The following is a 12948-nucleotide window of genomic DNA, read 5'->3' as shown; positions in this document are numbered from 1 at the left end:
CAAAAAATAATTCTGACACTGAAGAAAATACCAACACAATCAAGCTCCGCCTGAAAGGAGGCATGTATGCCGAACACTGGAACTTCACTCACCTCACTGGCAGAACGGTTGAAGGCCAAGACCGAGCAGGAACGACAAGAGATGGAGATCCTGACCCAGCAACAATTCAGCGCCTTGAGCGAGAGCTTGCGGCAATCATCGCAAAACGCGCTGAGTACAACCGAGGCCGCTATCCTGCACCAGCTTGGGAAGCTCGAACAGACCTTGACCTGCCAGTGCCGCACCCTGAGCCGGGCCTTCCTGTGGAAGAATCTGCAAGCCCTGCTCATAACCGTGAGCATTCTGTTGGGCGCGGGCCTGAGTGGCTGGGGGCTGATGGCTTTGGCAGAGGGGAAAATAACCTCACTGCACAACGAAATAACGGCCCTCTCGGAGCGGAAAGAGACACTGGAAGCGCAAACAGCCCAACTCTGGAGCACCTTCAAAGGACTGGAGCCCTTTCAGGACAAAGACAACAAACGATACCTGCTCACGCCGGAGGGCTGGACACTGACTTACGCTGGCAACATAGAAAAACGGGAAGCCTGGAGCATAGTGAGGAAATAAGTCATGACAGAACTGGAACGTCTGCTCACCCAATCCCTTACGACAATAGAACAGGAATTGCGGGAAACACAAATCCGGCAAGGCACCATGCTGGAAAATCAGCAAACAACCTTGCAGGATTGCCAGAAAACTCTGGCAGCGCACAATACAACCATAGAAGCCCAGCAGAATACCTTAACCCAACAGTCCATACACCTGAACAACCAGGCCACCACCCTGCACAGGCTGGAACAACAAACCACCAGCCTAGCAGCAGAGCAACAAGAACACGCACAGCACTTACTACACTTGAGCGGCTTGTACACGAACTTGGAAGGCTTGTTGGCAAAATTGAACAGCTTGTTACAAGGCAGGTAGATAAAAAGCAGGAGCCGGAGCGGGAACAGCTACAAACACCATGCAGGGGCATGGGGTTGGGGAGGTAAGTGTGTAAGAGACATTTGCAAGGATTCTAACAAAATGGATGCAATTGCATTTGCATAACTGTTTGTGTATACTATTAAATCGTTTAAAATTTACCTGGAGGCAGCGGGGTGGATAAAAAACAATTAACAGAACAAGAAGTACGTACTCGTTTTATTACCCCTGCAATAAAAAGTTCAGGTTGGTCTACAATCCAGCTTCGGGAAGAATACGCTATTACTAAAGGCCGTATCATCGCACGGGGTGGTACATATAAAAGAGACAAAGCTAAATTTGCAGATTACGTTTTATTTTACAAACCCCATATCCCCCTTGCCATAGTAGAGGCTAAGGATAACAATCATACGCATGGCGATGGCATGCAGCAAGCTCTGGATTATGCACAGCGCCTCATGGTTCCTTTTGTTTTTACATCCAACGGGGACTGTTTTGTTTTCCATAACCGCCTTTCCTCCTCTGACACTAAAGAAATTATTCTGCACCTGGATAAATTTCCATCTCCTGAAACTTTGTGGGAAATGTACAAAAGCGCGGCAAACCTTGATGAACAACAAGAAAAAATTGCAGTGCAGCCCTACCATATGGAACGGGAAGAGAAAGAAGCCCGCTACTACCAACTGAATGCCATTAATATGACGGTCAACGCGATTGCTAAAGGACAGAATCGCGCCCTTCTGGTTATGGCAACAGGAACCGGAAAAACATACACAGCGTTCCAAATTATCTGGCGACTGTGGAAGTCGGGCGTTAAAAAACGCATTTTGTTTCTTGCCGACCGCAATGCCTTGATAGACCAGACGTACATAAATGATTTCGCGCCTTTTAAAGATAAAATGACTATTGTGCGAAACCGGAAGGTAGATAAATCTTATGAAGTGTACCTTGCTCTCTATCAGGGGTTGACCGGTGAAGGTGATAAAGAAATTTTCAAACAATTCAGCTCCGGCTTTTTTGACCTCATTGTTGTTGATGAGTGCCACCGAGGAAGTGCCAAGGCGGACAGCGAATGGCGCGAAATATTGCAATATTTCGGCGCAGCGGCACAAATAGGTCTTACGGCAACGCCTAAGGAAGATAAGGACGTTTCCAACATCGATTATTTTGGCGACCCCATATACGTTTATTCCCTCAAGCAGGGTATTGATGATGGTTTTCTTGCTCCATATAGGGTCATTCGTGTTCTACTTGATAAAGATGCAGAAGGGTTTCGCCCATATGTGGGCCAAACTGACCGTTTTGGCAAAGAAATTGTAGACAGAGAATATAACACTCGTGACTATGACCGGGAGCTTGTACTGGAGCAACGAACTAAAATGGTTGCGAAGGTTGTTTCCAACTACCTAAAAAAGCATGATACTCGTTACGATAAAACCATATTTTTTTGTGTTGATACAGACCATGCGGATCGAATGCGCCAAGCGCTCATAAATGAAAATAGCGACCTTGTCACAGCCGATGAACGCTATGTTATGCGCATTACTGGTGATGATGATATTGGGAAAAAACAACTGGACAATTTTAGAGATGTTTCCAGTAAATATCCTGTGCTGGTGACAACCTCCAAATTGCTTACCACTGGTGTTGACGTTCAAATGGTGAAAAATATTGTGCTGGATGCCCATATCAACAGCATGACAGAGTTTAAACAGATTATTGGTCGGGGCACACGAGTACGCGAAGACCTTGGAAAAATGTTTTTTACGATTTTTGATTTTCGGGATGCAACCAGGCTTTTTGCCGACCCAGACTTTGACGGCCCCTGTGAACAGGATGATGCCTTTACCCCCAGCCCGGATGGTGAACTTCCTTCCCCGCCAGAGCCGCCTGTAGATGAGCCGGGCGAGGGGGAAAACCCAGAGCCACCGGGAACAGGAAGCGACGGCCCCAGGCCCGAAGGGCGCATGAAGTATTATGTGCATGACGTTGAAGTCACTGTGCTAAAACAGCGTGTGCAGTATATTGATAAAGACGGCAAGCTGATTACAGAGTCGCTCACCGATTATACCCGGCGCAACCTGCGCGATCAGTTCGTTACCCTTGAAGCCTTTCTTGCCGCCTGGAACACAGCCAAACGTAAGCAGGCTGTGCTGGATGAGCTGGCAAGCCAAGGGGTTCTCATAGAGGAGTTGCAAGAGCAAATCGGGCACGAGTTTGACCCCTTTGACCTACTTTGCCATATCGCGTATGACAAGCCGCCCCTAACCCGTCAGGAAAGGGCGAACAATGTAAAAAAACGCAATTACTTTGCCAAGTACGGAGAGCAAGCTGCCGTCATTCTGGACGCTTTGCTGGAAAAGTACGCGGATTCAGGCATCCTGAGCCTAGAGAGTATGGACATACTCAAGGTAAACCCCATCCGTAACTTTGGCTCTCCTCTGCACATTGTGAACGGCATTTTCAAAGGGAAGGCCAACTTTGAAAGCGCACTTCATGAACTGGCGCAAGAATTGTACGCTGCATAACATACAAGGAAATTACGAATGGCTGTCGGCAACACCACTAAAGCCCTTAAGGACATTATGCGCATTGACGCCGGTATTAACGGCGATGCGCAATACATTGAACAAATCACCTGGATGCTTTTTCTGAAAGCCTTTGACCACAAAGAACAGGAGTGGGAACTGACGGAAGACGATTACTACCCCGTCATACCCCAAGAATATCGCTGGAACACCTGGGCTGACAATGCCGAGAGCATTACAGGTGACACTTTGCTCACCCATGTGGAAAGCATGTTTGCAGCTCTTCGCAATCTGGACACCAGTGAAGACCCCAAAAAGCGAAAATGGCTCATCCGGGACATGATGGAAGGCGTCAACAACTTCATGAAGTCTGGCACACTGTTGCGTCAAGTCGTCAACAAAATCAATGAGGACATCAATTTTGATGAGGTCAAAGGAACGCATCTGTTCAATGGTCTTTATGAAGGTATGCTGAAAGACCTGCAAAGCGCGGGCAAAGCCGGGGAATTTTACACCCCACGCCCCGTTACACGCTTCATAGTAGACAGAGTAGCGCCAAAACTGGGGGAAAGCATACTAGACCCGGCCTGCGGTACGGGCGGCTTCCTTACCAGCGTTATAGACGGTTTTTCAGAGGGTGTTGAGACCCCGGAGCAGTATGCTCTGCTGCAAAAAACCATCAAAGGTTTTGAAAAAAAGCCTTTCCCCTACTTGTTGTGCGTAACCAACCTGATTGCCCATGGCATTGATGTACCGGATGTGCGGCATGGCAATACGTTGCAAAAGCATGTGTCAGAGTATGGCCTGAAAGATAAGGTGGATGTCATTGTCACCAACCCGCCCTTTGGCGGTGCGGAAGAAAAAGTTGTTGCCCAGTCTGTGCCTGTTGACCTGCGCACTACGGAAACCGCAGATCTCTTTCTGGTGCATATGATGGCTTTACTCAAAGATGGGGGGCGGTGTGGACTGGTTTTGCCCGATGGCTTCATGTTTGGCGATGGCACCAAAGCAGCTATAAAAAAGAAACTGCTGGAAGAATGTAACCTGCACACCATAGTGCGCCTGCCTAAAAGTGTGTTTGCCCCGTATACCTCTATCAATACGAATTTACTCTTTTTCACCAAGGGGAAGCCTACAAAAGGCGTCTGGTTCTATCGGCTGGAAATGCCGCAAGGCTACAAGCACTTTTCCAAAACTAAACCTATGGTGGATGCACACTTTGAGCCCGTAAAGGAATGGTGGGGCAACAGGCAAGAAAGTGAAATTTCCCAATATGTGCCAGTGGAAGATATCGCAGCCAATGGCTACAATATTGATTTGTGTGGCTTTCCCCATGAAACTGTGGAGATATTGCCCCCAGAAGAATTCATTGCCAATTACCTGTATGAAAAGAATACCATTTCCACCCACATTGAAAGTATTCTCAATCGCATCAGCGCCGCCATGGACGTGTCAGAAGCCCAAACAGCGGATCGGGGAGAGGTATAATGGCTGGTCGTCCTAAATCCGGACATGCCAACCGTGCGCAATTCAAGGCTGCACAGTTACGGCAATCTATTCTGCAAGCTGCCGTGCAGGGTAAACTGGTGCCGCAAAACCTGCATGATGAGCCTGCTTCTGTGCTGCTGGAGCGTATTAAAGCCGAAAAGGCACAATTGGTCAAAGAAGGCAAGATAAAGAAGGAAAAGCCGCTACCTCTCATTATGGAAGATGAAATCCCCTATGACTTGCCGGAAGGTTGGGTGTGGTGTCGGTTAAGAGATATCTCAAGCGCTATAACTGATGGGGATCATCAGCCTCCGCCAAAACAAGAGAATGGCATACCTTTTCTTGTTATTTCAAATATTTCCTCAGGATACTTGGACTTCTCAAACACTCGATTTGTCTCTGAGAGCTATTTTAAAGCTCTTTCTTCAGACAAAGTAGCTAAATCAGGGGATATTCTTTTCACGGTTACAGGGTCATATGGAATACCTATTCTTGTTTCTGGTAAACAGCAATTTTGTTTTCAACGTCATATTGCTTTGTTCCGTGCGCTTCCGAACATAGATATTAACTATTCCTTTATTTCCCTAAGGTCGTCATTGATATATAATCAGTGCTCGCGCATTGCCACGGGTACGGCACAAAAAACAGTTCCACTCGTTGGCTTGAGAAGTTTATTAATCCCGCTCCCTCCCCTTGCCGAACAGCAACGAATAGTCGCCAAAGTAAATGAACTCATGACCATGTGTGATGAGCTTGAGGCAGCAGAAAAAAAGCTGGATGCACTGGAAGCGAATTTTGCTGAATACCTGCCAAAATCTATTTTGCAGGCAGCAGTACAGGGTAAACTGGTGCCGCAGAATATTCATGATGAACCGGCATCCGCATTGCTGGAACATATCCGGGCAGAAAAAGCACAGCTTGTCAAAGAGGGTAAGGTAAAGAAGGAAGAACCGTTACCGTCCATCACGGAAGAGGAAATGCCCTATGACTTACCAGAAGGTTGGGAGTGGTGTAGATTAGGGGAACTTTGTAACTACGGTGCTGCTAATAATGCCTCTCCCTCACACATTTCTCAAGACTCGTGGCTTCTAGAGCTTGAAGATCTTGAAAGAGATAGTGGGAGACTGTTACAGCGAGTGACTTTTTCCTCTCGTGCTAGCAAAAGTACGAAACATGTTTTCACAAAAGGTAATATTTTATACAGCAAATTGCGCCCTTACTTAAATAAAGTGATTATTGCGCCAGAGGATGGATACTGTACTTCTGAAATTTTGCCTTTAGACTTTGGTATAATTAACCACGATTATATGTTGTGGTTTTTGCGAAACCCTATTTTTGTTGAATATACTAACACTTGTTCATATGGAGTTAAAATGCCCCGCCTTGGCACAGAAGATGGTAGGAGAGCGCTTGTCCCCCTCCCCCCCCTTGCAGAACAGCAACGTATTGCCTCCAAAACAGATGAACTCATGGCGTTGTGCAAACAACTTCACACTGCACCTGATTTACCTGAAATACAGCCCATAAAGCTTGCACCAGCTTCTTTGCAGCAAATACCTTATGAAGAGCCGGAACTCCTTATGGCTGCCAGAGGACAGGTAGGCCAACAAGATTCAGAGGAGCTGAAACAAGCTCAGGAAGATCTGTTCGGAGAATAAGGAATGGACATGGCAACGGCAAAGGCATTATGGGTTTTGGAAACGCTAGGCGTTTCAGGCCCACCCACCACTGCGCTGCATGCCATTGCCGACCATGAAGGCATTCGCTACCTCTACCGTAATTTGCCTAATGACCCAGGCTTGAGTGGACAACTTCTCTTTAAAGGGGACAAAAAAGGCATTATTGTTAACACGCATAACGGCAATCCCGGCAAGCATGCTTTTACCTTCGCTCATGAATTGGGGCACTACTTTTTAGAACATACCCCAAGTTTTACCAAAGACGGCAACACTGGCTTCTGGTGTTCCACGGATGACATAAAACACAATTACAAAAAGCAAGAAGCCGAAGCCAATCGTTTCGCTGTAGCGTTGCTTATGCCGGAACACCTTTTCCGCCCACTCATGGCGGGTTCTGTGCTGGACTTTACCCTTATCAATAGCCTCGCCAGGGAATTTCAAGTTTCCAAACATGCCTGCGCAAATCGTGCTTTGGACTTTGTGCGGGAACCATACGCTGTCATTCTTTCCAACCGCAATACCATTACGACCCATAAAAGCTCAAGGGCAGCACTAGGCTTTCTGCGTACCATAACGCATATACCTCAGGGTACTGCTGCCCATAACACGATAGTGAACAAGCGCAATCAAGAGAGCTTTGCAGCCTGTGAGCCAGAAAAATGGCTAACCCGTTCTGTTCCAGGTTGCGTCGTATATGAGTGGACTCGTGGCAATTTCATGCGCGAAGTTGCCATGACCATTTTGCGATGGTAAGTCTGTTATGATTTTTGGCTGCTATTTTGCACACGTTTCCGCTTGATTCGCTGGTACGAGAGTTACGCTTCCAGAAAGATCAAACGTTTCTTGCGTCGATTTTGCGTTGCAAACCTTACAAGTCGGGACAATCCACTCTTTGTCAGAATTTTGATTTGTTACGTGTGCCCCAACTTCTGCTGCATTAGAGCAAAAAGCTACAGAACAAAAGCTTGGCCAAGATTTTTTACTAAAATTCAGCCAATGTTCTTTCCATGTGCCGCAAGTACATTTGCGATCCGATGTGCCACCTTTATGCTTCCATTCGCTAATGGGTAAGCTCATAGTAACCTCCTTTATGAACGCCGCCCGTCTTCTTCTTTGGCAACTCCTTTAAATGGAGCCCCTCCCTGCTTAGAATCAATGAACTGTCCAGTTTCGGTGTCTCTTTTTGTCCAATTGCCAGTTTTAGGGTTTTGTGACTGAGTCCGATCATTCACGGAACCCTTCCGAAAGCCATTGCCTGTGTTCTTGGCCATATGTACTCCTTTTTTATAAGAATAAGCATGAACATGAACATGTCAATGGTTCATGCTAATGTTTCTATATAGCAAAACACAGTGAAGCAGCAGATAATTGTAGTGCAAGGTATTTCTAACTGCCTATGGCGTTAATAATCATTAAAAATATACAACACTTAGTACAATTAGTTGCATAGACTCATCACGCCCTCACCCCAAACAAGCGCACCATATCTACCCCATCCATGCCTTGCGCCCTGTAGCGTTGTTGTTCCTCTTCAGATAGCCTCACCTGCGCTTGCGAGTAAGAGCCGTACTTCTCCCCAAACAAAGCTTGGCCCTGCTCTTCACCATATTGCGCCACAAGGGCCTGTAGACGTTGTTCATCCAAGGCATCTTCAGCGTCATTTTCAGCCTGTAATTGTTCAATGTGGTCAATCATGGTGTCAAAATCCATCATAGCTGCCCCCTCACTACAAGAATAGGTTATTGTTCTCCACGTTTTTTCCCTGCCAACCTGTCCGCCAGCTTATGCGCCCGCAAGTGGCTATAGCGGGCCAGCATTTGCATGGAGCGGTGCCCGGAGATAGTCTTAATTTCCATCACATCAAGGTCGGTATTCTCAAACAAGCGGGAAATGGCTTCATGGCGCAGGTCATGGAAGGTCAAATTTTCTATGCCTGCCAGTTTCCGTGCCCGTTCCATGGCCTGGGTTATGGCATCGGCAGACATACAGAATACCCAGCCATTGTTGCCATCTTCTGCCAGTACTTCCTGCAACACAGCCAAGGCAGCAGGGGAAAGCGGTACGCTTCTGGCTTCGCCATTTTTTGTTTTGGGCAAGTGGGCACTGCGTCTGTTCAGGTCTACATAATCCCAGGAAAGGCGGGCAATCTCTTCACGGCGCATGGCTGTTTCCAGGGCAAAGCGCACCACACGGGCAAAGGGGAGTGGGCAGACTTCCAAAAGTTTCTGTTCTTCCCGCCCTTCCAGGCGGCGGGTACGCCCACCGGGCAGCTTGGGCTTGTTCACCTTGCGCACGGGGTTGCTTAGGCTTTCCATGCCCCAATCGCTGGCAGCTACTTCAAACAGGCGGGAAATAAGGGCAAGGTCAAGGCGTATGGTGTTGGGGCCAACACCATCGGCTTCACGCTCTTTAATGAAGTCGGCAATATCTTTGCCGCGTATGCTGGCCAGAAAACGGCTTGCCAAAAGGCGCTTCTGTAAAAAGGCTACGCGATTTTTTTCCCGCTGCTGCTGAGCAAGGCGGGGAATATATTCATCGCGGTAACGGTCTAAGGCCTGAGTAAGGGTAGTATTCTCAGCTTCTGTGCGCGAAACAAACACGCCCCTGTCCATTTCGCCTTCAATCTGCCGTGCCCAGGTTTCTGCATCCACTCTGGTTTCAAAAGTCTTGCAGGTAACAGGCCAGCCTTTACGGCGAATGCGGGCTTCCCATTGTAGGTTGCCCCGTTTGCGGATAGTTGCCATATGCCCCCCATTTTGGTGTTTGCTCCATCCTATTTGGAGCAGCCTGTGGGGCAAATGGAGCATACTTGGAGCAATAAATCAATTAAATACAAAAAAAGCACTTACGATTTCTCGTAAGTGCTTGAATTTACTGGCTCCCCGGGACGGGATTGAACCGCCGACCTAGTGATTAACAGTCACCCGCTCTGCCAGCTGAGCTACCGGGGAATGTGCAGTGATGCGCAGAGGAGGTAACTACCCGGTTCCGGGGCCATCGTCAAGCATTTTTTGAATAAATGTTATTTTTTTTCATTTTCTTTTGCCGGGCATTTTCGCCGCATAAAAAAGGGGTATGCAGGGGGTGTTGGTTTCAGGTGGCTACGTGGGGCAAGATATGCGCTGTGAATTTTCAGTGAAAACATGGTGGCACAGTACGTTATATGGAAGATACTTACATGAAATAATACATTCGGCAGCAGGGCAATGGCAAGGCGGTGCGTTCTTCTTGCGCTGCCACTGCGCTAACAGCTTGACGAGAGAACCCATATGGCATATTTCTTTGGATTCCCTCAGTTGACACCTTTATGGAGTAAAAGCCTTGAACGCGCAACAGCCCCCAAAGCCCCCCATGCCACCGAAAAAGACCAAGGCAGCCGTAAAGCTGCCCAGCAAGTCACAACACGTTCCCTATTTCATGCCCATGCTTGAAAGTTTCGCTGCGCGGGACGAACTGAACGAGGTGGTGAAAACGCGGGTTGTTAAATCGTGTGAATTGCTGGATGCAGGTTTGCGCCTGTACAGCAATACCTTTGAACGCCTGCACGATGCTGCCGGCGTACTGGCAGAAAATGAACTTAAGGAAGGCGAAGCCCTTGGCGGGCAAGTCTATTCCGTTGCAGGGCGTATTATGGCCCTGCGTTCCTTTGGTAAGGCCACTTTTTTCCATATAATGGACGCTTCCGGCAGGTTGCAGTGTTATGCCGCCAAAGAAGTGATTGGCGACGAGGCCTATTCCACATTCAGGAAGCTGGACATAGGCGACATTGTTGGTGTTGTTGGGCACATGTTCCGCACCAAAACCAACGAACTTACCCTGGAATGCCACAGCGTTATGCTGTTGACCAAATCTATCCGCATTCTGCCGGACAAATACCACGGCCTGAAAGATGTGGAAATTCGCTACCGCCAGCGTTATGTGGACCTGCTGGTTACCCCGCGCACCAAGGAAATATTCCGCAAGCGCATCAAGGTGGTGAGCGAGTTCAGAAAATTTATGGAGGCCGAAGGCTTCCTTGAAGTGGAAACCCCCATGCTGCAACCCGTGGCAGGCGGTGCCACAGCCAAGCCTTTTTCCACCCACCACAATGCCCTGGACATGAAGCTGTATATGCGCATTGCCCCAGAGCTGTATTTGAAGCGCCTGCTGGTGGGCGGGTTTGAAAAGGTGTTTGAAATTAACCGTAACTTCCGTAACGAAGGTATTTCCACCCAGCATAATCCGGAATTCACCATGTGTGAATTTTACTGGGCCTATGCAACGTATACCGACCTTATGGACATTACGGAGCGCCTGTTTGCCCACCTTGCCCAAAGCGTGTGCGGCAGCACCACCATTACCTACCAGGGGCAGGAAATTAACCTGGCCATGGGCGCATGGCACCGGGTTTCCTTCTATGATTCACTGGAAAAAATAGGTGGGCATACGCCTGATTTTTATAATGACTACACTGCGGTGCAAAAATACATTCGCCAGCGTGGGGAAAAAGTGATTGAAGGGGAAAAGCTGGCAAAGCTTCAGGCAAAGCTGTTCGACCTGGACGTGGAGCCAAAGCTTATTCAGCCGCACTTTATTTACCACTACCCCACAGACATTTCGCCCCTTTCACGGCGCAATGACGACAACCCCAACGTAACAGACAGGTTTGAACTGTTTATTACGGGCCGGGAAATTGCCAACGCGTTTTCAGAACTCAACGACCCGGTGGACCAACGTATGCGCTTTGAAGCCCAAGTGGCTGAAAAAGAAGCAGGCGACGACGAAGCCCACAGTATGGATGAAGAATATTTGCGTGCGCTGGAATATGGTATGCCCCCTGCCGCCGGGGAAGGCATTGGCATAGACCGGCTGATTATGCTGCTTACGGATTCGCCTTCCATTCGCGAAGTGATACTGTTTCCGCTTTTAAAGCCCGTCAACTAATTGTTGGCTTTATAAACACCACACCCCTGTCAGGTTTGCACCAGGCAGGGGTGCTTGCCTTGGCGCACCCGCGCCCAGTTAAAAGCAATTTACGCAGCAATGGTATTGCACCGTAAAACGCCCCAGAGGCTCACATGAACTTCGAACTGTTCATTGCCCTGCGCTACCTGTTTGCACGTAAGGGTGGCCAAAAATTCATTTCCATCACGTCGGTTATTTCCGTTTTGGGGGTGGCCCTTGGCGTTGCGGCGCTTATTGTGGTTATGGGAATAATGACCGGTTTTACCACAGACCTGCGCGACAAGCTTATAAGCGTTACAGCCCAGGTTGTTGTTTCCAATAGCTTTGGCCCCACTGAAGATACCCCAAAGCTGTACGAAACCTTGCGCAATGTACCCGGTGTTACCGCCGTTACGCCGTTTATTTATTCGGAACTGATGCTTTCCAACTCCCGCGGGGTAAAGGGCGTTATGGTGCGGGGCATTGACCCGACTACTGGCCCCCAGGTGCTGGCTGCCCTGAACAAGCTCACGGCTGGTTCCGTGGCTGAACTGGGGAGCAAGGAAGGCCTTCCCGGCATTATTGTGGGGGCTGCCCTGGCAAGCCACCTTGACCTGGACATAGGCAGCCGGGTGAACTTGCTTTCCCCCACGGGGCAGCAGTCCATGACGGGATTTTCCCCAAGCATAAAGCCCTTCCGGGTGGTGGGTATTTTCCGCATCGGTTTTGGGGAATACGATACTTCTGTGGCCTATGTTTCCCTGGATGCGGCCCGTGGCCTTTTGGGGCTACCTCCTGCCTATATCAGCGGCGTGGAAATGGCGGTGGCCGATATTTATGATGCTGAAAATGTGGGGGGGCGCTCCATTGCCGCCCTTGGGCCTGAGTTTCGGTATCAAACATGGATGAGCATGAACGGCAACCTGTTTGCCGCCCTGAAGCTTGAAAAAACTGCCATGGCCATTGTTCTGAACCTGCTTATTGTGGTGGGCTGTTTTTCCATTGTAACCTCGCTGGTAATGCTGGTTATGGAAAAAACAAAGGATATTGCCATTTTGCTTTCCATGGGGGCAACACCCAAAAACATCCGCCGCATTTTTATGCTGCAAGGCTCTGTTATTGGGGCCATGGGCACGGTGCTGGGGTTTGTATTGGGGCTGTTCACCTGCTTCCTTATTACCAAGTATCAGTTTATTAAATTGCCCCCTGGCGTGTATTCGCTAGACTATGTGCCTGTGCTGTTGCAATGGCCAGACCTGGTGGCCACAGGGGTTGGGGGCTTTTTGCTGAGCTTCCTGGCAACCATTTACCCGGCACGCCAGGCCGCCTCCCTTGAACCTGTCAGCGCATTGAGGGGCGAATAATGG

Annotated in this window: 12 protein-coding genes and 1 tRNA gene; 8 read left to right on the top strand and 5 right to left on the bottom strand. The window is 48.7% G+C overall.

All coding sequences use genetic code 11. The annotated features are described in order from the left end of the window. Positions 1–66: 66 nt before the first annotated feature. The 6 genes from G497_RS17420 to G497_RS0108415 all read left to right on the top strand — a co-directional run bounded on the left by G497_RS17420 (position 67) and on the right by G497_RS0108415 (position 7411). Positions 67–606, top strand: coding sequence for a hypothetical protein (locus G497_RS17420; RefSeq protein WP_051257978.1), 540 nt, complete (start codon positions 67–69; stop codon positions 604–606). Between the two features lie 3 nt (positions 607–609). Then, a complete protein-coding gene (locus G497_RS0108435; RefSeq protein ID WP_027187817.1) occupies positions 610–963 on the top strand; it encodes a hypothetical protein in 354 nt (117 codons plus the stop codon). 176 nt (positions 964–1139) lie between these two features. Then, positions 1140–3491 carry an EcoAI/FtnUII family type I restriction enzme subunit R gene (hsdR, locus tag G497_RS0108430; protein ID WP_027187816.1) on the top strand — a complete coding sequence of 784 codons (2352 nt, stop codon included), beginning with the start codon at positions 1140–1142 and terminating at the stop codon, positions 3489–3491. An 18-nt stretch (positions 3492–3509) separates the two neighbouring features. Further along, positions 3510–4979: a type I restriction-modification system subunit M gene (locus G497_RS0108425; protein WP_027187815.1), complete on the top strand. Its 1470-nt coding sequence runs from the start codon at positions 3510–3512 to the stop codon at positions 4977–4979. Next, a complete protein-coding gene (locus G497_RS19160) occupies positions 4979–6637 on the top strand; it encodes a restriction endonuclease subunit S (protein WP_027187814.1) in 1659 nt (552 codons plus the stop codon). Before G497_RS0108425 ends, G497_RS19160 begins: the two co-directional genes overlap by 1 nt. Positions 6638–6646: 9 nt before the next feature. Continuing rightward, on the top strand, positions 6647–7411 hold the full coding sequence (locus G497_RS0108415) for an ImmA/IrrE family metallo-endopeptidase (protein WP_211228753.1): 765 nt from the start codon (positions 6647–6649) through the stop codon (positions 7409–7411). 21 nt (positions 7412–7432) lie between these two features. Here G497_RS0108415 and G497_RS20125 read toward each other — a convergent pair whose 3' ends face one another. The 5 genes from G497_RS20125 to G497_RS0108395 form a co-directional block, all read right to left on the bottom strand. After that, positions 7433–7735 carry a hypothetical protein gene (locus G497_RS20125; protein ID WP_156908007.1) on the bottom strand — a complete coding sequence of 101 codons (303 nt, stop codon included), beginning with the start codon at positions 7733–7735 and terminating at the stop codon, positions 7433–7435. 11 nt (positions 7736–7746) lie between these two features. Further along, entirely contained in the window at positions 7747–7929 is a 183-nt protein-coding gene (locus G497_RS0108410; protein ID WP_027187812.1) for a hypothetical protein, read from the bottom strand. Positions 7930–8113: 184 nt separating this feature from the next. Further along, positions 8114–8371 (bottom strand): hypothetical protein, encoded by a 258-nt coding sequence (locus G497_RS0108405; protein ID WP_027187811.1) that lies wholly within the window; start codon positions 8369–8371, stop codon positions 8114–8116. A gap of 26 nt (positions 8372–8397) precedes the next feature. Continuing rightward, positions 8398–9402: a tyrosine-type recombinase/integrase gene (locus G497_RS0108400; RefSeq protein WP_027187810.1), complete on the bottom strand. Its 1005-nt coding sequence runs from the start codon at positions 9400–9402 to the stop codon at positions 8398–8400. A 131-nt stretch (positions 9403–9533) separates the two neighbouring features. Further along, positions 9534–9609, bottom strand: a tRNA-Asn gene (locus tag G497_RS0108395). 472 nt (positions 9610–10081) lie between these two features. Between G497_RS0108395 and lysS the strand changes: the two genes are divergently transcribed. After that, positions 10082–11581, top strand: a complete 1500-nt coding sequence (gene lysS / locus G497_RS0108385; RefSeq protein WP_034637275.1) for a lysine--tRNA ligase — start codon at positions 10082–10084, stop codon at positions 11579–11581. Between the two features lie 134 nt (positions 11582–11715). Continuing rightward, a complete protein-coding gene (locus G497_RS0108380; protein ID WP_027187808.1) occupies positions 11716–12945 on the top strand; it encodes an ABC transporter permease in 1230 nt (409 codons plus the stop codon). Positions 12946–12948: the final 3 nt, after the last annotated feature.

The organism is Desulfovibrio cuneatus DSM 11391 (genome assembly GCF_000430005.1).
GTDB lineage: Bacteria > Desulfobacterota > Desulfovibrionia > Desulfovibrionales > Desulfovibrionaceae > Frigididesulfovibrio > Frigididesulfovibrio cuneatus.
Note: the sequence above shows the minus strand (reverse complement) of the source record. Positions and strands in the feature narration are given on the sequence as shown.

Excerpts from the sequence above, each read along its gene's own strand:
- G497_RS17420 (WP_051257978.1), top strand. The coding sequence starts at position 67 with ATGCCGAACACTGGAACTTCACTCACCTCACTGGCAGAACGGTTGAAG.
- G497_RS0108435 (WP_027187817.1), top strand. The coding sequence starts at position 610 with ATGACAGAACTGGAACGTCTGCTCACCCAATCCCTTACGACAATAGAA.
- G497_RS0108425 (WP_027187815.1), top strand. The coding sequence starts at position 3,510 with ATGGCTGTCGGCAACACCACTAAAGCCCTTAAGGACATTATGCGCATT.
- G497_RS19160 (WP_027187814.1), top strand. The coding sequence starts at position 4,979 with ATGGCTGGTCGTCCTAAATCCGGACATGCCAACCGTGCGCAATTCAAG.
- G497_RS0108415 (WP_211228753.1), top strand. The coding sequence starts at position 6,647 with ATGGCAACGGCAAAGGCATTATGGGTTTTGGAAACGCTAGGCGTTTCA.
- G497_RS20125 (WP_156908007.1), bottom strand. The coding sequence starts at position 7,735 with ATGAGCTTACCCATTAGCGAATGGAAGCATAAAGGTGGCACATCGGAT.
- G497_RS0108410 (WP_027187812.1), bottom strand. The coding sequence starts at position 7,929 with ATGGCCAAGAACACAGGCAATGGCTTTCGGAAGGGTTCCGTGAATGAT.
- G497_RS0108405 (WP_027187811.1), bottom strand. The coding sequence starts at position 8,371 with ATGATGGATTTTGACACCATGATTGACCACATTGAACAATTACAGGCT.
- G497_RS0108400 (WP_027187810.1), bottom strand. The coding sequence starts at position 9,402 with ATGGCAACTATCCGCAAACGGGGCAACCTACAATGGGAAGCCCGCATT.
- lysS (WP_034637275.1), top strand. The coding sequence starts at position 10,082 with ATGCTTGAAAGTTTCGCTGCGCGGGACGAACTGAACGAGGTGGTGAAA.
- G497_RS0108380 (WP_027187808.1), top strand. The coding sequence starts at position 11,716 with ATGAACTTCGAACTGTTCATTGCCCTGCGCTACCTGTTTGCACGTAAG.